Below are 20291 nucleotides of genomic sequence, written 5' to 3' on the forward strand. Positions count from 1 at the left end.
TCATTCCTCCAGCGGCGCGACGGACCGCGTGTTCGAGTCCACGGACAGGAAGATCTGGTTGGCGACGGGGTTCCGCAGCTCCTCGGCGAGCTGGCCGATCAGCCCGGCCGTGCGGGCGAGCAACGCGAAGCCGCGCAGGAGCTCCAGCGGCAGCCCGAGATCGGCGAGCACGGCGCCGCACGTGCCGGCGCCGTTGAGCGGCAACGTCTTCCCGAGCACCTGCGGGTGGACGCGTCCGATCGCGGCGAACAGCTTCAGGTGCGGTCCGGTGAGGCCTTCCTCTGCGGCGATCCGGAACAGGCGCGGGGTGCGCGGGTCGCCGTTCTTGTGCAGGTGGTGACCCAGGCCGGGGATGCGGGCTTTGCCTTGTGCGCGCACGGTTTCCAGTGCGAGGGCGTCCCACTCGGCTTCGGTGGTGGGTAGTTCGGTGGTGCTCACGACCTCGTGCAGGAACCGGCCGCAGTCCTCGGTGACGCCGAGGAACCGGGAGCCGCCGCCGAGGAGGCCTGCTGCCAGCGCGCCCTGCACGGAGTCGGGGGCGGAGAGGTAGGTGAGGCGGGTGACGATCGCGGTCGGGGTGAAGCCGTGGTCGGCGAGCGCGGCCAGCACGGCTTCGAAGAGGCGGGTCTCGCCGGTGCTCGGTCGGCGTTGGGTGGCGAGCCAGAACGCGAGCTCGCCGAAACCGACGTTGCCCATGACGTCGTTGGCGAGGTCCTGGCCCAGGAGGGTGATCGTGTCGGGAGTGGAGGCGCCGAGCGCGGTGTCGTAGGTGTCAGTCACTCTGCTCCTCCTTCAGCCACGCCCGCAGCTCCTTCCCGTGCTCATCGAGCCCCGGCGGTGGCAGCTCGTACACCGCAGGCGTCTCCGAGAACCGGATCGGATGCCGGGTGGTGGGCATGCCCCCGACCTCGACGACCGGATCGAGCCCGAACCGCTCGGCCATCGCGAACCCGCCGTCGATCGTGTTGATCGGTCCGCACGGCACCCCGGCCGCCACGAGCAGGTCGAACCACTCCACCGCGCCACGGGTGCGCAGCCGCTCCACCAACACCGGTCGCAGCTCCTCGCGGTTGCGGGTGCGGTCGGCGTTGCGGGCGAACCGCGGGTCGTCCGGCACGTCCGGCAACCCGAGCACCTCGCACAGCTTGCGGAACTGGCCGTCGTTGGCCGCCGCGACGATCAGGTCGTTGTCGGCGGTGGGCAGCGGCTCGTACGGGAACACGCTGGGGTGCGCGTTGCCCATCCGGAACGGTACGACGCCGCCCGCGACGTACGCCGAGCTGTGGTTCACCAGGCCGGTCAAGGCCGACGACAGCAGGTTCACCTCCACGAGCTGGCCCTGACCGGTGGCGTCGCGGTGCCGCAAGGCCGCCAAGATCCCGATCACCGCGTGGTTGCCCGCCATGACGTCGAACACCGAGATGCCCGCGCGGTACGGCGGGCCGGACGGGTCGCCGGTGAGGCTCATCAGGCCGGAGATCGCCTGCACCATCAGGTCGTAGCCGGGGACGTGGCTGCCGTCGCCCGAGCCGAAGCCGGTGATCGACGCGTAGATCACCCGCGGGTTCGACGAAGCCACCGAGGAGTAGTCCAGGTCGTACTTCGCGAGTCCGCCTGGTTTGAAGTTCTCGATCAGCACGTCCGCACGCCGGGCCAACGAGCGGGCGACCTCGGCGTCCTCCGGGTCGCGCAGGTCCAGGGCGATCGAGCGCTTGCCGCGGTTGATGCCGAGGTAGTAGGTCGAGACGTCGTCCCGCACGGGTGGCATCCACGTGCGGGTCTCGTCCCCGGCAGGGCCCTCGACCTTCACGACCGACGCGCCCATGTCGGCGAGCAGCATGGTCGCGTACGGGCCGGCCAGCACGCGGGAGAAGTCGGCGACGAGCAGACCGTCGAGTGGGCCCATCAGACCGACGTCCTGGTGTCGCCGCGGTACTCCGTGTACGTGTAGGGGTTGTCGAGGACCTTCGACTCGGGGATGTCCGGGTTCATGCCCTTCGCCCAGGCCTCCTCACCGAGCTGCGAGCGCAGGTGCTCGACGGTTTGCTCGACCGACGTCCGGATCCCCGCGAGGTCGACGCCGACGAGCCGGCGGTCCCGTTTCACGATCCGGCCGTCCACGATCACGGTGTCCACATCGCACCGTTGCGCCTGGAAAGCGACGTGTCCGTAGGGATTCAGCACCGGGAACATCGCGGGCGAGTCGGGGTTGCGCAGCAGGACGACATCGGCTTTCTTACCGACTTCAAGGCTGCCCAGATCATCGCGTCCCAACGCCCGCGCGCCGCCCGTGGTCGCCCACTCGACAACGTGCTCGGCGCGCAACGCGGAGTGCGTGACGGTGTCGTTGCGGGCGTGCGCGGCCATGTGTTCGCGGGCGCGGTCGGCGCCCAGCGTGGAGCGCATCGCCGAGAACAGGTCTCCGCTCCACCACACCGAGGTGTCCATCGACAGCGACACCGGGATGCCGTGCGCCCGGATCGCCCAGGTGGGCGGGTAACCCTGGCCCGCGCTCTGCTCGCTCTCGGTCGACACCGAGATCGAGCCGCCGGTCGCGGCGATGCGGTGGTACGAGTCGGCGGACAGCGTCGCGGCGTGCACATAGATCGACTGCGGCGTCATGAAACCGTTGTCGTACATCAGTCTGATGCCGTCGTCGTTCGTCGCGCCCCACACGCCCGCGTGCGTGGTGACGGCGACGCCCAGGTCTCGCGCCACCTCGAACGCCGGCTTCTCGGGGAACGCCGGGTCGCCGGTGACGTCGAACGCGAGCTGGAAGCCGAGCATGTCGTCGTTGGACATGCGACGGCGCACGAAGTCCAGGAACTCGGGCTTGGCCGTCCAGGACGCGGGGGCGTCCTGGATGTTCCCGTACGCCAGCACGAACCGGCCGGGCACCGCCTGCAACGCGTCGACCGCGGCGTCGGCGTGGTCGGGCGTCTGGAGTCCGTGCGACCAGTCGACCGTCGTGGTGACGCCCGCGTCGAGTGCTTCAGCCGCGGCGAGGAGGTTGCCGGCGTGGATGTCCTCCGGCCGGAAGACCTTGCCCCACTCCAGGTAGTACCAGACGAAGTACTGCGTGAGGGTCCAGTCGGCGCCGTAGCCGCGCATCGCGGTCTGCCACATGTGCCGGTGGGTGTCGATCATGCCCGGCATGACGATCCCGCCGGACGCGTCGACCTCTTCCGTGCCTGCCGGGACGTCCAATCGAGGGCCGATTGCGGCGATCCGGTCGTCCACGACGAGGACGTCGTGATCCAAAAGCACGTCGTGCGCGCCGTTCATCGTCAGAACGGTGCCGTTTCGCAGGACAACTGGACGTCGTTGGCCGACCATCGGGGACCTCCTCGACCGGCATGCGGACAAGTGTCCGTTGAATCCTCAACCTTCGTCGGCCAGGCGTCAAGCGACGACGATGTGCGGCACGGTGTCGAGGCGCGCGAAGTCGGCGCTGATGTCGCCGGCGGCCTGCAGCAGGAGCGGCAGGTGGTGCTCGACCATGACCTCGACCGACGTCTCAGAGGCGTGGCAGTTGACGTTGAGACCGGCGATGACCGTGCCGTTCCCGTCCCGCAACGGCGCCGCAATGGACCTGATCCCCGGCGCGAGCTGCTGGTCGGTCATCGCCCACCCGCGGGCCCGCACGTCCCGCAGCTCGACGTCCCGCTCGGCCGGGTCGGGCTGCCACTTGGGCGTCAGCCCCGATCGCGTCGGTTGCGCGAGCACCGCCTCCAGCTCGGCCGGAGCCAGTGCCGCGAGCTGGACCTTGCCCAGGGACGTCTGCAGGGCCGGGAACTTCGTGCCGATCTGCACGGACAACGTGACGATCTTCGGCACCGCCACCCGTGCCACGTAGACGATGTCCGACCCGTCGAGCTGCGCGATCGACACGGACTCGTTCGTCCGCGCGCCGAGCTGTTCCATGTGCGGCCGCGCGACCTCCCACAGCCCGGTCGACCGCACATAGGCGACACCCAGTTCGAGCACTCGAGGCGTGAGCGCGAAGCCGTTCTCGCTCTGCCGCACGTACCCGAGCTCGACCAGGGTGAGCAGAATGCGCCGCGCCGTCGGCCGCGCCAGTCCGGTCAGGGTGGCGACCTCGCTCAACGGCAGCACCGGACGCCGCGGCTGGAACGCGCGGATCACGTCCAGCCCGCGGGCGAGCGCCTCGATGAAGTCGGGGCCGGTGTCGGGGCGAGCAGGCATGCCGCCAGCGTAGCGGACACTTGTCCGCCAGCCGCCGAAACAATTCAATATTCGCCGAAGGAATATTCGAAGAATACTTTTCAGGAATGCCCGATGAACCGTTGGCGCGGCGGCTTCCTGTCCTAGGTGTACAGTCCGAAGTGTCGCGAAAAACGATGTTCCGCGGATCCACCCGCGGGACATCGCGCACACATCGACGCAGATGGTTCTGATCGGTGAGCGGCTCCTGATGACCATCGCCGGCGCGTGCCGGCGTAACAGTGGAGCGCTGCATGCAGAAGACCATCGCAATTGTCGGAGCTGGACTGGGCGGGCTGACGCTCGCCAGGGTGCTTCAGGCGCACGGCGTCGCCGCGACGATCTACGAGGGTGAGGCTTCGGCGACGACCCGTGCGCAGGGCGGCCTGCTCGACATCCATGACGAGACCGGCCAGGTCGCACTGCGCGCAGCCGGTCTCCACGACGAGTTCCTCGCTCTGGTCCGCCCCGGCGAGGACGCCAAGCGCGTGGTCGACCGCCACGGCACGGTTCTGTTCGACCGGCCTGCGGACCCCGGTTCGGCCCGACCCGAGGTGGACCGCGGCGAACTCAGGCGCCTGCTGATCGACTCGCTGGCGCCCGGCACGATCAGGTGGGGTCACAAGCTCACCTCGATCCGGCACCGTGCCGAGGGCGGCTACGACGTCACCTTCGCGGACGGTTCCACCACGAGCGCAGACATCGTCATCGGCGCGGACGGCGCCTGGTCGAAGGTGCGTCCGCTGCTCACCCCAGCCGAGCCTCGGTACAGCGGAACCTGCTTCATCGAGATCGCTTTCACCTCAGGTGACCAGGACCGCCGGGCGATCGGCAGCGGCACGCTGATGGCCGTCGCGCCGGGCAAAGGCATCATCGCCCATCGCTACGCCGACGGGCAGGTGCGCGGCTACGTGGCGTTGAACAAGCCCGAGGAGTGGCTGAGGTCGATCGACTTCGGCGACCGGTCCGCGGGCCTCCGGCACCTCGCCGATGAGTTCGACGGCTGGTCTCCGCTGCTCACCACCTTTGTGACGCAGAGCGACGCGGAGCCGTGGCTCCGGCCCATCCACGTCCTTCCGGTCGGGCTCACCTGGGACAGGGTGCCCGGCGTGACGCTCGTCGGCGACGCCGCGCACCTGATGTCGCCCTTCGCCGGCGAGGGAGCGAACCTCGCCATGTACGACGGTGCGGACCTGGCGAGCAAGCTGGTCGGGGAACCTGACGTCGAGCGCGCGCTGACCGCCTACGAAGAGCAGTTGTTCCGGCGCGGCAGTGACTCCGCCGGCCGCTCGGCGCGGAACCTGGAGATCTTCTTCGGCCGGGCAGCGCCACAGAGCGTGGTAACGCTGTTCGATCACTCCTAGGCAGTGGATTCGCGGACCACCAACCGGCACGGCTGCCGCACGACACCGGAGGCGGGCGCACCTGAGAGTGCGGCGAACAGGTGTGCGACGGCGGTCGTGCCCAGCTGCTGCAGGTTGAGGTCGATCGTGGTCAGCGGCGGTTTGCAGTCCGCGGCGAAGATCTCCCAGTTGTCGTACCCGACGACGGCGACGTCGTCGGGTACGCGCCGGCCGAGTGCGGTGAGCGCCTGCGCCACCCCGCTCGCGATCTGGTCGTTGCCGCAGAAGATCGCGTCGACCTCGGGTGCGGCGGCCATCAGCAGCCGGGCCGCGTGCCTGCCCCAGCGCTGCGACCACTCGCCGTGCAACGGCTGACCTCCGGCGAGCGGCAGGTCGTGTTCGGCGAGGACGGCGTGCACGGCGGCGACGCGATCGCGGGCGGCGCGGTAGTGCTGCGGGCCCGTGATGTGCGCGATGTGCTTGCGCCGCAACGTGATCAGGTGCTCGATCGCGAGCCGTGCGCCGCCCTCGTCGTCGGAGACCAGGCTCAGGTCGCCCGGATTGGTCGACCGGCAGTACACGTACACCGCGGGCACCGGGAGGTCGGCGGTCAGCGACGCGCGGACGTCGTTGCTGTCGCCCACCACGATGAACCCGTCGACCTGGCGGGCCAGCAGCGTGCGGATGTAGTGGTTGCGGCGGATCGCGTCGCCGCGTGTGTCGCACAGCAGCACCGACATCTCCTGGTCCGACAACGCGTTCTCGGCGCCGAGCAGGATCGGGATGGCGAACCGGCCGTCGAACTCGTCGGTGAGCAGCCCGATCGCTCGTGTCCTGCCCGCCACCAGGCCCTGCGCCAGGACGTTGGGCTGGAACGACAGTTCGGCCGCCGCCCGCAGCACGCGCGCTCTGGTGCCCACCGCGACCTCGCCGCGGTCGTTGATCGCCTTGGACGCGGTGGCGATCGACACGCCCGCCCGCTTCGCCACGTCCCCGAGTGTCACTGCTTCCGACCGCCGCCTGCCCATCGAAAACCTTTCGAATGCAATTCGACTGCGTATTCGACGACTTCTGCTCCTGATGGCGCATTGTCGAAATCGTTTTCGGTCACCAGAGTGCGTGAGGTGGCAATGATGCGCAACACCCATTCGGTCCGCGGTCCGGTGGTCCCGTCCCGCGGTCCCGTCCGTCCACTCGGGACGGACGAGGTGCGCATCGCCGGTGGCTTCTGGGCAACTCGGCAACGGGTCAACGGCGAGACGACGCTGGGCCACGCGCTCGAGTGGATGGACCGGCTCGGCTGGACCGGCAATTTCGCGACCGCCGCGAACGGCACGGGATCACGTGAGCGAAAAGGACGGGAGTTCTCCGACTCGGAGGTCTACAAACTCGTCGAGGCGATGTCCTGGGAACACGGCAGGGCCCCGAACGACGAACTGAACGCTCAAATCAACGCACTCACGACCATGATCGCCGCGGCGCAAGATGACGACGGCTACCTCCACACGGCGTTCGGCCGGGACTGGCAGCGGCCGCGCTACGGCGACCTCGCCTGGGGCCACGAGCTCTACTGCGTCGGGCACCTCCTGCAGGCGGCGGTGGCCCGCACGAGAACAGCGGGCGACGGACAGTTGCTGCACGTCGCCCGGCGCGCCGCAGACCACGTGTGCGACACGTTCGGCCCGGACAGCACGGGCATCTGCGGGCACCCGGAGATCGAGACCGGGCTGGTGGAACTCGCCCGGCTGACGGGGGAGCAGCGCTACCTCGACCAGGCGGCGTTGTTCGTGGACCGGCGCGGCCACCGCAGCCTGCCCGCGCACGAGTTCGGCTGGGCCTACTTCAACGACGACGTCCCGGTGCGCAAGGCGACCGTGCTGCGCGGACATGCCGTGCGGGCGCTGTACCTGGCGTGCGGTGCCGTGGACGTCGCGGTCGAGACCGGCGATGACGACCTGCTGGAAGCGGTGGCCGCCCAGTTCGACCGCACCTGGGCCCGGCGCACGCACATCACCGGCGGCATGGGCTCGCGGCACCAGGACGAGGCGTTCGGCGACGACTTCGTGTTGCCCGCAGACCGGGCGTACGCGGAGACGTGCGCGTCGGTGGCCACGGTCATGCTCGCGCAACGACTGCTGCTCGCGACCGGCGACAGTCGTTTCGCTGACCGAGCGGATCGCGTGCTGCACAACATGATCGCGACGGCGATCGGCGACGACGGCCGGAGTTTCTTCTACGCCAACACGTTGCACCAGCGCGTGCCCGCCCAGCTCAACGGTGACGGCGAACGGCTCGACGTCGGCGGTGGACTGCGGGCGCCGTGGTTCGAGGTGTCGTGCTGCCTGCCCAACCTCGCCCGGCTGCTGGCGAGCCTCTCGTCGTATCTCGTCACCGCTGACGACACCGGGCTGCACGTGCGCCAGTACGCCGACTGCGACGTCGACACCCGGCTGGTCGACGGCCTGCCGATCGGCCTGCGGGTGCGCACGTCGTACCCGGACGGAGGAGACGTGACCGTGAGGGTGACCAGGAGCGGCGGGCCCTGGTCCATCACCTTGCGCGTCCCGGACTGGGCGACCGGGGCGGTGCTCGTCGTGGATGACGAGCGCCGCCCGGTCGCACCAGGAGACGTCGTCCTGACCCGCGAGTGGGCCGTGGGCCAGGAGATCCGGCTGGAGCTGCCGATGCGGCCCAGGTTCGTCTGGCCGGATCCGCGCATCGACGCCGTGCGCGGTTGTGTGGCGGTCGAACGCGGTCCACTCGTGATGTGCGCCGAGTCGTTGGGAGAGCACGACCTCGACGCGGTGAGGGTCTGCACCGGCACCGAACCGGAGCAGGCAGGGGACGGCGCGGTGGTGCGGGCGCTGGTCGAAGCCCCGCTGGAGTCCCCGTGGCCGTACGGCGAACCGTCGGCCCGGCCGGGCACTCCGGTGCCGCTGCACCTGACCCCCTACCACCGCTGGGCCCGCCGTGGCCCGTCCACGATGCGGATCTGGCTGCCCACCACTTGATCACACGTGTCAAAGGAGAGACCGTGAAAGCGATGCTCGCGGCAGTCGTGCTGCTGCTGGCCACCGCGGCGTGCGGTGCGGACGAACAGGGCGCCGCCGACGACGGCGCGACCCTCACGCTGTGGACTCGGGCGGCGACCGAGTCGGTGTCCAAGGCGTACGCCGACGCGTACAACGCCTCGCACCGCAACAAGATCGAGGTCACCGCGTACCCCAACGAGGAGTACCCGGCGAAGCTCGCCTCGGCGGCGGGCGCCAAGTCGCTGCCCGACCTGTTCGCCGCGGACGTGGTCTTCGCACCGCAGTACGCCGCGCAGGGACTGTGGGCCGACCTCTCGGAGCAGTTCAAGTCCTTGCCGGTCAAGGACTCCGTGGCACCCTCCCACGTCCGTGCGGGAACGTGGGAGGGCCTCAACTTCGCGGTGCCGCACACGATCGACCTGTCGGTGCTGCTGTACAACAAGGACCTCTACGCCAAGGCCGGTCTCGACCCGGAGCAGCCGCCGCGCACGTTGCGCGAGTTCGCCGAGCACGCCCGCAAGATCGACCAGCTCGGCGGTGACGTCAACGGCACCTACTTCGGCGGCAACTGCGGCGGGTGCATCGAGTTCACGCTGTGGCCGTCGGTGTGGGCCGCCGGGGGTGACGTCCTGGACGCCGAGGGCCGCAGCGCACGGGTCGACTCGCCCGAGATGGCCGAGGTGTTCGCGCTGTACCGCGAGCTCTACGACCAGGGGGCCGCCGCACCGGCGTCGAAGGGCGAGGCGGGCCCGACGTGGCTCGGGGCGTTGCAGGGCGGGAAGGTCGGCATCGCGCCCGGCCCGTCGGTGTGGCTCGACGCGATCGAGGGCAAGGGCGTCAAAACCGGTCTCGCGCCGATCCCCGGTGTGAACGGGGGCGAGTCCACGTTCGTCGGCGGCGACGCGATCGGCATCGGTGCCACCAGCTCGAAAACCCAGCAGGCGTGGGACTTCCTGGCCTGGACGATGTCGGACGAGGCCCAGGTCGAGGTGATCGCGAAGCGCAAGGGCGTGCCGGTGCGCACCGACCTGGCCGCGAACAAGTACTCGTCGGCCGATCCGCGGCTCGTCACCGCGAACGGGTTGGTGGCCAAGGGGAAGACCCCGTACGCCCGCAACTTCAACGCCACCTTCAACGACCCGCAGGGCCCGTGGCTGACGACGGTGCGCGGCGCGTTCTTCGGTGACGCGTCGGCGGCGCTCATGGCGGGCAACGAGGCGATCACCAAGTCGTTGCGGCAGGAGTGAACCGTGCGCAGGCGAGCGGTCAGCGGAGCCCTCTACGCCACGCCGGCGGCGCTGCTGGTGGGGTTGTTCTTCGTGGTTCCGCTGCTGCTCGTCGCGTGGATGTCGCTGCACCGCTGGCCGTTGCTCGGCAAGCCCCGGTTCAACGCACCGGCCAACTACACCGCGATCGGGGACAACGCCCTGTTGCGCGACGCGGCCTGGTTCACCGTGCAGTACACGGTGCTCATCACGGTGTTGCTGCTCGCCATCGCGTTCGGGCTCGCGTTGCTGGTGCAGAACCGCAGGCCGGGCGTCGGGTTCTTCCGCACCGCGTTCTTCCTGCCGATGGCGGTGGGGTTCGCCAGCGCCTCGCTGCTGTTCCTCGGCCTGCTGAGCGACGAGATCGGCCCGGTGCCGTCGGGCGGTGACAGCCCGGCCCTCGGTTCGGCCGTGTTGCTCGTGCTGTGGCGGTTCGCGGGGTTCAACATGCTGATCCTGCTCACGGGGCTGCAGGCCATCCCGCTCGACGTCTACGAGGCCGCGCGGATCGACGGCGCGACCCGGTGGCAGCTGTTCGGGCGGATCACCGTGCCGTTGATGCGGCCGACGATCGCGCTGGTGCTCACGATGATGATCACCGGTTCCCTGCTCGCGTTCGACCAGTTCTGGATCCTGACCCGCGGCGGGCCGGACAACAGCACGACGTCGCTGGTGATGGTGATCTACCGGGAGGCGTTCGTGCGGTTGGACCTCGGGTCGGCGGCCGGGATCTCGGTGGTGCTGCTGGTGTTGCTGGCCGTCGTGAGCTCGGTTCAGCTCGCTGTGCTGCGCAGGAGGTCGGCATGAGGACCTCCTACTACTTCACGGGCACCGCCCTCGCGATCCTGTTCCTGTTCCCGCTGGTGTGGAGCGGCTGGGCGTCCGTGCGCACGGACACCGGGTTCGGCCTGGAGAACTACGCGCGGCTCTTCAGCTCCGCCAACGGAATCCGCCCGGTGCACGTGCTGAACAGCGTGATCGTGAGCGCGCTGACCGTGGCCGGCACGCTGGTCGTGTCGACGTTCGCGGGCTACGCGTTCGGCCGGTTCCGCTTTCCCGGCCGGAACCTGCTGTTCCTGCTCACGCTCGCGATCCTGATGGTGCCGTACGCGACGATCCTGATCGCGCTGTACGTGCTGCTGGGCTGGCTCGGGCTGGAGGACTCGCTGATCGGCCTCAGCCTGGTGCTGATCGTCTTCCAGCTGCCGTTCTCGGTCTTCATGATGCGCAACAGCTTCGAGGCCGTGCCGATCGAACTGGAGGAGTCGGCCCGCGTCGACGGGTGTTCCAGCTTCGGCACGCTGGTGCGGATCATGCTGCCCGCCGTGCGGCCCGGTCTGGTCACCGTGGGGCTGTTCGCGTTCCTCTCGTCGTGGAGCGAGTTCTTCGCCCCGTTGATCCTGCTCAACTCGACCAGCAAGTTCACCGCGATCGTCGCCGTGGTCAACATGCGGACCGCGAGCCACGGCTCGATCGACTACGCCGCACTGGAAGCCGGTGTGGTCTTCATGGCGGTGCCCTGCCTGGTGCTCTTCGCGTTCATGCAACGCAGCTACGTCCGAGGGTTCACCTCAGGTGCCCTGAAAGGTTGAGGAGGTCGGCATGAGCCGATTCTGGAAAGGATTTACGGCCGCGGTGTTCGCGGCGGTGATGACGGCGAGCGTGGCGTCTCCCGCGAGAGCGGACCACGGCTGGACCCCGCCCGCGAACCTGGTGACCCCGCTGAACCAGGTCTGGCAGCACGTGGAGAGCACCTACGGCAACCTCTACGGCTTCCGCAACTACGGGTGGGACCAGCTCTTCGTGAACAAGGGCTACCTGAACTTCTGCGTGCGCTGGGACTCGCCCCAGCCGGTGACGGCGCAGCAACGCGACGCCGTGCACGCCCAGCTCGCCCGGCAGTACAAGAAGTGGATGGACGCGATGGCGGGCCACAACCACTTCCCGTACGCGTCCGTGCCGATCAAGGTGGTCGGCTGGGCCGTCCGCGACCGCAACCAGTTGAAGTGGAACGACAACTCAGTCGACATCTACGTCAACGACATCCGGGAGAACGCCCCGCAGTGCGCGGAAGGCTGCGGCAGGTTCTTCAACCGCAACGGCACGTACCCGCGCTGCCCCGGTGGCGTCGCGCGGCACTACGACCAGTCGTTGTGGCTCACGGCCGGCTTCGGCGGCGGGGCCGGCGGTGACTGGGGCCAGCGGGTCGGCAGCGAGTACTTCATGAACAACCTGAACTCGTCGGACGTGCACATCTTCCTGCACGAGGTCGGCCACACGTTCGGGCTGGACGACTTCTACGACTGGACACCCAGCGGGGTCGGCGGGTTCATCATGAAGGCCGGCAGCTCCACGGTGATCACCGAGTTCGACCGGTGGATGCTGCGCGACTGGTGGCGGCACCTGAAGAACCGGTACGGGTACTAAGCCGTGATCACCCCCTCTCGACGCACTGTGTTGCGTGCGGGCGCGTTCGCCGTTGCGGCGGCGGCGTTGCCCGCACGCGCGCTCGCCGCGGCCCGCCCCGACTTCGGGGTGTCCGCCGAGCTCTTCCCTCTCGGGTCGGTGTCCCTGCTGCCAGGACCGTTCCGGGACAACACCCTCCGCACCCACGCCTACCTCCGGTTCCTCAACCTCGACCGGCTGCTGCACACGTTCCGGCTCAACGTCGGGCTGAACTCCACGGCCGTCCCCTGTGGAGGGTGGGAGTCGCCCACGACCGAGCTGCGCGGGCACTCCACCGGGCACCTGCTGACCGCGCTGGCCCAGGCGTACGCGAGCACCGGCGACACCGCGTTCAAGACCAAAGGCGACCAGCTCGTCGCGCAGCTGGCGATCTGCCAGGACCGGGCCACGACCGCGGGCTACACCGCCGGTTACCTCTCGGCGTTCCCGGAGAGCTTCATCCAGCGGGTCGAGACCGGTCAGCAGGTGTGGGCGCCCTACTACACCCTGCACAAGGTCTTCGCCGGGCTGCTGGACATGCACCTGCTGGCGGGCAACGCCCAGGCGCTCACCGTGCTGAACCGCATGGCGGCGTGGGCGGCCACGCGCAACGGCAGGCTGACCTACGCCCAGCGGCAGAGCATGCTGCGCACCGAGTTCGGCGGCATGAACGAGGTGCTGGCCAACCTTTACCAGCTCAGCAGCGATCCCCAGCACCTCACCACCGCCCAGTACTTCGACCACGCGGAGATCTTCGACCCGCTGGCGCAGAACCGGGACGCGTTGAACGGTTATCACGCCAACACCCAGATCCCGAAGGCGATCGGGGCGATCCGCGAGTACCACGCGACGGGCACGGCCCGCTACCGCGACATCGCGAGCAACTTCTGGGAGTTCGTCGTCGGCGCGCACAGCTACGCGATCGGCGGCAACTCCAACGGCGAGTACTTCAAGGCGCCCGGCCGGATCGCGTCCGAACTGTCCGACACCACCTGCGAGTCGTGCAACTCCTACAACATGTTGAAGCTCACCGCGCAGCTGTTCCGCGGCAACCCCGCCGACGCGCGGTACTTCGACTTCTACGAGAAGACGCTCTACAACCATCTGCTGGGCGCGCAGAACCCGAACTCGTCGCACGGCCACCACAGCTACTACACGCCGTTGCGGCCCGGCGGGATCCGCACGTACAGCAACGACTACGACAACTTCACCTGCTGCCACGACACTGGGATGGAGACGAACACCTGCCACACCGGCCGCATCTACGCCCACTCCGGCACCACTTTATACGTCAACCTGTTCATCGCCTCGACGGTGAACTGGCGAGGATTCACCGTGCGACAGGACACCTCCTTCCCGGAGACCGCGGCCACGAAACTGACGATCACCGGGTCCGGGACGTTCGAGCTGCGCATGCGCATCCCCAGCTGGGCCGCGGACGCGCAGATCCGCGTCAACGGGACACCGCAGCCGTCGGTCACGCCGGGTTCGTACGCCTCGATCAACCGAACTTGGTCGAACGGCGACGTCGTGGAGCTCAGTCTGCCGATGGCGCTGCACCGCGAGTCCGCTCCGGACAACCGCGCGGTGCAGGCGGTCCGGCACGGGCCGATCGTGCTGGCGGGCGCCTACGGCACGAACAACCTGTCGTCGATGCCAGTGCTGCAACCTTCTTCTTTGAGGGCGACCTCGACACCGTTGCAGTACACGGCTTCGGCGAGCACCGGCCAGGTGACGCTGCTGCCGTTCTACAAGGTCCACGGGCAGCGCTACACCGTCTATTGGACCGTCGCCGAGACGTCACCGTTCATCGCGCACTACCCGTTCGACGGCAATGCGAACGACGCCACGGGCAACGGCTTGACTGCCACGCTCGCGGGTGGTGCGGCCTTCACGACCGGCCGGAACGGGCAGGCGGTCGACCTGTCCGGCTCGGGTGCGCACGTCGCGCTGCCGTCGGGGTTGCTCGCCGGTGCGCTCTCGTTCAGCGTCGCCACCTGGGTGCGGCTGGACGCCGTGACGACCTGGTCGCGGGTGTTCGACTTCGGGTCCGGCACCGGGACGTACGCCTTCCTGACGCCGCGCAGTTCAGCCGGTGGTGCGCGGTTCGCGATCACTAGTGGCGGTGCGGGCGCTGAGCAGCAGATCAACGCATCGGCCGCGCTTCCGCAGGGCGTGTGGACGCACGTTGCGGTGACGCAGAACGGCGATCTCGGCGTGCTGTACGTCAACGGCGCCGAGGTCGCGCGCAACTCCGCGCTGACGTCGCGGATCGGCAGCACCACGCAGAACTGGATCGGGCGCTCCCAGTACGCGAACGACCCGTATCTCGACGGCGCCGTGGACTCCTTCCGCGTCTACGGCCGCGCCCTCACCGCCGCAGAGGTCGCGAACCTCCACTCCACCGGTACATAAGGAGGATCGATGCGCGCCCTACCCCTGCTCGGGGCCGCGATCGCACTCGTAGTCGCGGCAACGCCCGCGCAAGCGGCCAACCCGATCATCACCTCGGTCTACACCGCCGACCCGGCTCCGCTGGTCGTCGGCAACACGATGTACATCCACGCCGGCCGCGACGAAGCCGCGGCGGGCCAGCAGAACTTCCTGATGCGCGAGTGGCGGGTGCTGTCCTCGACCGACGCCGCTACCTGGACCGACCACGGTGCCAGGGCGAACATCGGCACGTTCCGCTGGGCCGGTGCGGACGCCTGGGCCAGCGAGGTGGAACCCAGGAACGGCAAGTACTACTGGTACACCTCGGTCAACGGCAACGGCGCCGGCTGGATGGACATCGGCGTGGCGGTCGGCGACAGCCCGCTCGGGCCGTTCACCGACGCCAAGGGCGCGCCGCTGATCAGCGACAGCACGCCCAACTCGTCCGGGCTCAACATCGACCCGACGGTCTTCACCGACGACGACGGCCAGGCCTACCTCTACTGGGGCAGCTACTGGGGCGCGCGGGCGGCGAAGCTCAAGCCGAACATGATCGAGCTGGACGGCCCTGCCGTGACGCCGCAGGGGCTCGCGAACTTCTGGGAAGCGCCGTTCATGTTCAAGCGCAACGGTCTCTACTACATGATCTACGCGGCCAACGACACCGGTGGCTGTGTCACGTCGTCCAGCTACGCCTGCCAGCGCTACGCCACCGCCACGAACCCGATGGGGCCGTGGACGCACCGCGGTGTGGTGCTCGGCCAGGTCTCGTCGACCACCAACCACGCGGGCGTCGCGCAGTTCAACGGCCAGTGGTACATGGTCTACCACAACGCTCAGGCGCCCGGTGGTGGCAACTTCCGCCGGTCCGTGGCCGTGGATCTGTTGCACTTCAACGCCGACGGCACGATGCAGCGGGTCGTCCAGACGGTTGCCGGTCCACCGCCGAATCCTGGTGGTGGGGGAGGCGGCAATATCGCGTTGAGCGCCACGGCGAGCACGTCGTACGTGTCGCCCTGGGAGAACCTCGCCGCCGTCAACAACGGTGCGACGCCGTCGAGTTCAGCGGACCGCTCGAACCTCGTCTACGGCAACTGGCCGGAGCAGGGCACGCAGTGGCTCGAGTACACCTGGCCGTCCGCGCGTTCGGTCAACCGTTCGGCCGTCTACTGGTTCGACGACGACCAGGGCATCGACCTGCCCGCCTCCTGCCGCCTGCAGTACTGGACCGGCAGCGCCTACGCCGACCTGCCCGGCGGGTGCGGGACGGCCGCGAACACCTTCAACACCAGCACCTTCTCCACCGTGTCCACCACCCGGTTGCGGCTGGACATCACCGCGAAGACCGGCCTCTCGACGGGAGTCCTGGAATGGCAAGCCTTCGCCGCCTGACGGCACCCGTGCTGGCCGTGGTGCTGGTCGCTGCCGGGCTCGGTCCGGCCTCGGCCGCGCAGATGATCGGTTATCCGGCGTTCACCGGCCCGTCGATCCCCGCGCCTCCGGTCGAGTACAACACCGGCAGCACCATGCGCGCGATCTACGACGCCGAGAGCGGCGGCACCGACTTCTGGATGGACCGGCTGCTCGCTCGTCCCGGCAACGACCCGTCCGGGAACTTCCTGATGACGCGCGGCCGCGGGCTGTTCATGTACACGCACAACCCCGGCGTGATCGGCTTCGGCGGCCGGTCCGCGTACTGGGACGACATCAGCGGCCAGAACGCCTACCAGGTCGCGGTGTCGCCCGGCACCTTCACCGAGCAGGTCTCCTCGCGAGTGCAGAAACCCAGCCACTACAAGAGCGTCTTCACCAGCGGCTCGATCCGGGTGGAGATGACGAAGTTCATCACCCACAACAACGTCGCGGTCACCAACCTGTCCGTCGTCAACACCGGCGGCGCGTCAGCGACGTTGCAACTGCGGGCCACCTCGCCCTACGCGACAACAGCTTCCGGGAGTGAACTCACCGGCAGCCGGCCAGTGAAGAACAACCTCACCACGATCCGGCCGCGCCTCGCCGGTGACGGCTTCAACGTCAACAACGGCGGCCTGGACCGTTCGGTGACGGTCGGCGCCGGGCAGACCGTGTCCACCAAGGTGGTCATGGGCTTCCCGACGACCGAGATCCCGGAGGCCTCGGCTGAGTACGAGGCGTACCGGGGCTACTCGCCGTCTTCCGCGTTCGCGACACACGTGCGCGCGTACAACCGTTGGTGGGCCGACAACATCCCGTACATCGACGTGCCGGACCCGGCGATCAAGAAGAGCATCTACTACCGCTGGTGGCTGATGCGCTTCAACCACCTCGACGTCGACATCCCCGGTCAGGACTACCAGTTCCCCGTGTCGATCGAGGGTGTCACGGGCTACAACAACGCGATTGTGCTGACCCAGCCGATGCACATCGACGATCTGAAGTACCTGCGGGATCCCGTCTACTCGTACGGCCCGTGGCTCTCGATCGGCCAGACGTCCCGTGGTGGCCGGTTCATGGACAACCCCGGCGATCCGGAGAACTGGTCGAACTCCTACACCCAGTACGTGTCCGAGGCGGCGTGGCGCAGCTACCAGATCCATGGCGGCCAGCCCTCCATCGCCGCGCAGCTGGCGCGTTACGCGGAAGGCGACGCCAAGGGCCAACTGTCCTACTACGACACCAACAACAACGGCGTGATCGAGTACGACTGGGGCGCGCTCACCGGCAACGACGCCGACGCGGTGTCGTTCCACTGGCGGCCGGGCAGGATGGACCGCGCGGAGACCGCGTATGTGTGGTCCGGAACCGTTGCCGCACAACAGGCCTACACGTTGGCGGGGAACTCCGCCAAAGCCGCCGAGATGCAGGCGCTCGCCGACCGAATCCGTTCCGGCGTGATCAACACTCTGTGGAACCCGTCGCGGCAGCTGCTGGAGCACAAGCACGTGCCCACGAACGCGCACGTGCCGTGGAAGGAGATCAACAACTACTACCCGTTCTCCGTCGGCCTGATGCCTTCGACCGACCAGTACAAGCAGGCGCTGCGGCTCTTCGCCCAGCCGGCCGAGTACCCGGTGTTCCCGTTCTACACGGCCAACCAGAAGGACAAGCAGGAAGCGGCGAACGCGGGACATCCCGGCTCGAACAACTTCTCCACGATCAACTCGACCGTGCAGTTCCGGCTGTACTCCTCGGTGCTGCGCAACTACCCGAACCAGTGGATGACGGCGGAGGACTACAAGAAGCTGCTGTACTGGAACGCCTGGGCGCAGTACGTGGGCGGCAACACGCAGTGGCCGGACGCCAACGAGTTCTGGGCGGACTGGAACGGCAGCACGATCCAGTACCGGTCGTGGATCCACCACAACATCCTCGGCAGCAGCAACTGGACCGTCATCGAGGATGCCGCCGGCCTGCGTCCGCGCACCGACGGCCTGATCGAGCTCTCGCCGATCAACATCGGCTGGTCGCACTTCGCGGTCAACAACCTGCGGCACCGCAACGCGGACCTCAGCGTCGTGTGGGACGACCCGGCCGACGGCGTGCCCCGCTACAACGGTGTCCCGCAGGGCTATTCCGTATACCTGAACGGAACGCGCGCCTTCACCGTGGACCGGCTGACGCGCGTGCTCTACGACCCGGTTTCCGGTTCCGTTACGCTGCCGTCCGGCGGTTCCGTGGTCTACCAGTCGGCGGCTCCCGGCGTGCGCGCGCCACGTGACGTCGTGCAGAACAGCCCGCGAGTGGTCGATGTGTTCGCCAAGGCCGGCGTGGACTTGACCTCTTCCCGGCCGAACCTGGCCACCGGTCCGTCGGCCTCCTACACCGCGTCCGGCACCTCGGTCGGCGCCGCGGTGGACGGGTTCCCGACCAACGAACCGATCTGGGGCTCGTCCGGCTCGCCCAACGGATCCGACTGGTACGAGCTGAACTTCGGCCAGGTGCGCTCGGTCAGCGAGGTGCGGCTGTACTTCCGCGACGACCGGGCGGGAAACCGGTACCGGGCGCCTGCCTCGTACGCGGTCCAGCAGTGGAACGGCAGTGCGTGGGCGGACGTTGGTGCGCAGACCAGGACACCTGCGGTTCCGCGCGCCAACTACAACCTCGTGAAGTTCAACCCCGTGAACACCCAGCGGCTGCGGGTGGTGATGACGCACGCTGCGGGCTTCAAGACCGGGCTGACCGAGATCAAGGCCTACTGATCACCGCGGCGTGGGCCGTTCGGGTCCGCCCGAACGGCCCTGCCCGCCACCGCGCGTTCCTGGGACCGTGCTGAGGCATGGGTAAACGAAGAGTCCTGGTCTTCACCATCGCCCTCGCGACCATCGCCACCCCGTCGCTCGCGGCACCAGCCGAGAACGGCACAGCTGCCTACGCCGTCAGCGGTGTGCGCACTGTCGAGCAGCGCAGCCAGATCGCCCGCATCGGTGCTGCGATTGACGAGGTCGAGGAGCACGGCACGGTCGTGGTCACGGCGACCAAGGCCGAGGTCCGTGCCATGAGAGCACAAGGTTTCGGCGTCGAGGAGGTGCCCACGCGGACCGAGGACGGCGCGGCGGTCGGGCCGTTCGACTTCCCGGCGAGAGACGCGAACTACCACAACTACGCCGAGATGACCGCCGAGATCGACCAGGCGGTCGCCCGCTATCCCGGCGTGCTGAGCAAGCGGGTCATCGGCCGCTCGTACCAGAACCGCGAGATCGTCGCGTTGAAGATCAGCGACAACGTGGCCGTGGACGAGAACGAGCCGGAGGTGCTGTTCACCGCGCACCAGCACGCGCGCGAGCACCTGACCGTCGAAATGGCGCTGTACCTGGTGAAGCTGTTCACCGAGTCGACCGAGCCGCGAGTGCGGGCCCTGGTCGACTCGCGCGAGATCTGGATCGTGCCCGACGTCAACCCTGATGGCGGCGAGTACGACATCGCGACCGGCAGCTACCGCAGCTGGCGCAAGAACCGGCAGCCCAACACCGGTTCCACGGCGATCGGCACGGACCTCAACCGCAACTGGTCGTTCAAGTGGGGCTGCTGCGGTGGTTCGTCCGGGAGCCCGAGCAGTGACACGTACCGCGGCGCGCGAGCCGAGTCGGCGCCGGAGGTGAAGGTCGTCGCCGACTTCGTGCGCAGCCGCGTCGTCGGCGGCAAGCAGCAGATCAAGGCGTCGATCGACTTCCACACCTACAGCGAGCTCGTCATGTGGCCGTTCGGGTGGACCTACGACGACGTCGCGCCCGGCATGACGAAGGATCAACGCGACACGTTCGCCACGATCGGCCAGTCCATGGCAGGCACCAACGGGTACACGCCGCAGCAGGCCAGCGATCTCTACATCACCGACGGCTCGATCCGGGACTGGTTGTGGGGTTCGCAGGGCGTGTTCTCGTACACGTTCGAGATGTATCCGGGCTCTTCCGGCGGCGGGGGTGGGTTCTACCCGCCCGACGAGGTGATTCCGGCGCAGACCGCCCGCAACAAGGAGGCGGTGCTGCAGCTGCTGGACCGCGCCGACTGTCCGTACGAGGCCATCGGGAAGGAGGCGCAGTACTGCTGATGTCCCCCGTGCGAGCTACGTG

15 protein-coding genes are annotated in these 20291 nt (G+C 68.5%); 10 read left to right on the forward strand and 5 right to left on the reverse strand.

The annotated features are described in order from the left end of the window. The 4 genes from DI276_RS41620 to DI276_RS41635 all read right to left on the reverse strand — a co-directional run bounded on the left by DI276_RS41620 (window position 1) and on the right by DI276_RS41635 (window position 4206). Window positions 1-780: a citryl-CoA lyase gene (locus tag DI276_RS41620; protein ID WP_112274296.1), complete on the reverse strand. Its 780-nt coding sequence runs from the start codon at window positions 778-780 to the stop codon at window positions 1-3. Then, window positions 773-1906 carry a CaiB/BaiF CoA transferase family protein gene (locus DI276_RS41625; protein ID WP_112274298.1) on the reverse strand — a complete coding sequence of 378 codons (1134 nt, stop codon included), beginning with the start codon at window positions 1904-1906 and terminating at the stop codon, window positions 773-775. Before DI276_RS41625 ends, DI276_RS41620 begins: the two co-directional genes overlap by 8 nt. Then, complete coding sequence (locus tag DI276_RS41630) at window positions 1906-3336, reverse strand: amidohydrolase family protein (protein WP_112274300.1); 1431 nt, start codon at window positions 3334-3336, stop codon at window positions 1906-1908. The genes DI276_RS41625 and DI276_RS41630 overlap by 1 nt, the downstream gene beginning before the upstream one ends. A gap of 66 nt (window positions 3337-3402) precedes the next feature. Then, window positions 3403-4206, reverse strand: a complete 804-nt coding sequence (locus tag DI276_RS41635) for an IclR family transcriptional regulator domain-containing protein (protein ID WP_112274302.1) — start codon at window positions 4204-4206, stop codon at window positions 3403-3405. Window positions 4207-4478: 272 nt separating this feature from the next. Here DI276_RS41635 and DI276_RS41640 point away from each other — a divergent pair, with 272 nt between their 5' ends. Then, window positions 4479-5588, forward strand: coding sequence for an FAD-dependent oxidoreductase (locus DI276_RS41640; RefSeq protein ID WP_112274304.1), 1110 nt, complete (start codon window positions 4479-4481; stop codon window positions 5586-5588). On the opposite strand, the gene DI276_RS41645 is transcribed toward DI276_RS41640, so the two are convergent. After that, window positions 5585-6556 carry a LacI family DNA-binding transcriptional regulator gene (locus DI276_RS41645; protein ID WP_232837283.1) on the reverse strand — a complete coding sequence of 324 codons (972 nt, stop codon included), beginning with the start codon at window positions 6554-6556 and terminating at the stop codon, window positions 5585-5587. The genes DI276_RS41640 and DI276_RS41645 overlap by 4 nt on opposite strands. 126 nt (window positions 6557-6682) lie before the next feature. Here DI276_RS41645 and DI276_RS41650 point away from each other — a divergent pair, with 126 nt between their 5' ends. The 9 genes from DI276_RS41650 to DI276_RS41690 all read left to right on the forward strand — a co-directional run bounded on the left by DI276_RS41650 (window position 6683) and on the right by DI276_RS41690 (window position 20269). Continuing rightward, entirely contained in the window at window positions 6683-8578 is a 1896-nt protein-coding gene (locus DI276_RS41650; protein ID WP_232837284.1) for a glycoside hydrolase family 127 protein, read from the forward strand. Between the two features lie 32 nt (window positions 8579-8610). Next, window positions 8611-9846, forward strand: a complete 1236-nt coding sequence (locus DI276_RS41655) for an ABC transporter substrate-binding protein (protein ID WP_112274308.1) — start codon at window positions 8611-8613, stop codon at window positions 9844-9846. Between the two features lie 3 nt (window positions 9847-9849). Then, window positions 9850-10671: a carbohydrate ABC transporter permease gene (locus DI276_RS41660; protein ID WP_112274310.1), complete on the forward strand. Its 822-nt coding sequence runs from the start codon at window positions 9850-9852 to the stop codon at window positions 10669-10671. Continuing rightward, window positions 10668-11456 (forward strand): carbohydrate ABC transporter permease, encoded by a 789-nt coding sequence (locus DI276_RS41665; protein ID WP_112274312.1) that lies wholly within the window; start codon window positions 10668-10670, stop codon window positions 11454-11456. The genes DI276_RS41660 and DI276_RS41665 overlap by 4 nt, the downstream gene beginning before the upstream one ends. Window positions 11457-11466: 10 nt before the next feature. Continuing rightward, complete coding sequence (locus DI276_RS41670; RefSeq protein ID WP_112274314.1) at window positions 11467-12291, forward strand: hypothetical protein; 825 nt, start codon at window positions 11467-11469, stop codon at window positions 12289-12291. Between the two features lie 3 nt (window positions 12292-12294). Further along, window positions 12295-14724: a glycoside hydrolase family 127 protein gene (locus DI276_RS41675; protein ID WP_198681240.1), complete on the forward strand. Its 2430-nt coding sequence runs from the start codon at window positions 12295-12297 to the stop codon at window positions 14722-14724. A gap of 9 nt (window positions 14725-14733) precedes the next feature. Further along, window positions 14734-16134 (forward strand): glycoside hydrolase family 43 protein, encoded by a 1401-nt coding sequence (locus tag DI276_RS41680; RefSeq protein WP_112274316.1) that lies wholly within the window; start codon window positions 14734-14736, stop codon window positions 16132-16134. After that, the gene (locus tag DI276_RS41685) at window positions 16113-18920 is read left to right on the forward strand and encodes a discoidin domain-containing protein (RefSeq protein ID WP_112274318.1); all 2808 of its coding nucleotides are present in this window, start codon (window positions 16113-16115) and stop codon (window positions 18918-18920) included. Before DI276_RS41680 ends, DI276_RS41685 begins: the two co-directional genes overlap by 22 nt. Window positions 18921-18997: 77 nt before the next feature. After that, entirely contained in the window at window positions 18998-20269 is a 1272-nt protein-coding gene (locus DI276_RS41690) for a M14 family metallopeptidase (RefSeq protein ID WP_112274320.1), read from the forward strand. Window positions 20270-20291 lie beyond the last annotated feature (22 nt).

The organism is Lentzea terrae (assembly GCF_003265345.1).
Classification (GTDB): domain Bacteria; phylum Actinomycetota; class Actinomycetes; order Mycobacteriales; family Pseudonocardiaceae; genus Lentzea; species Lentzea terrae.

What these genes read in the sequence shown, in the direction of transcription:
- DI276_RS41625 (WP_112274298.1), bottom strand. Translation starts at nt 1,906, where the DNA reads ATGGGCCCACTCGACGGTCTGCTCGTCGCCGACTTCTCCCGCGTGCTG.
- DI276_RS41630 (WP_112274300.1), bottom strand. Translation starts at nt 3,336, where the DNA reads ATGGTCGGCCAACGACGTCCAGTTGTCCTGCGAAACGGCACCGTTCTG.
- DI276_RS41635 (WP_112274302.1), bottom strand. Translation starts at nt 4,206, where the DNA reads ATGCCTGCTCGCCCCGACACCGGCCCCGACTTCATCGAGGCGCTCGCC.
- DI276_RS41640 (WP_112274304.1), top strand. Translation starts at nt 4,479, where the DNA reads ATGCAGAAGACCATCGCAATTGTCGGAGCTGGACTGGGCGGGCTGACG.
- DI276_RS41655 (WP_112274308.1), top strand. Translation starts at nt 8,611, where the DNA reads ATGCTCGCGGCAGTCGTGCTGCTGCTGGCCACCGCGGCGTGCGGTGCG.
- DI276_RS41665 (WP_112274312.1), top strand. Translation starts at nt 10,668, where the DNA reads ATGAGGACCTCCTACTACTTCACGGGCACCGCCCTCGCGATCCTGTTC.
- DI276_RS41670 (WP_112274314.1), top strand. Translation starts at nt 11,467, where the DNA reads ATGAGCCGATTCTGGAAAGGATTTACGGCCGCGGTGTTCGCGGCGGTG.
- DI276_RS41680 (WP_112274316.1), top strand. Translation starts at nt 14,734, where the DNA reads ATGCGCGCCCTACCCCTGCTCGGGGCCGCGATCGCACTCGTAGTCGCG.
- DI276_RS41685 (WP_112274318.1), top strand. Translation starts at nt 16,113, where the DNA reads ATGGCAAGCCTTCGCCGCCTGACGGCACCCGTGCTGGCCGTGGTGCTG.
- DI276_RS41690 (WP_112274320.1), top strand. Translation starts at nt 18,998, where the DNA reads ATGGGTAAACGAAGAGTCCTGGTCTTCACCATCGCCCTCGCGACCATC.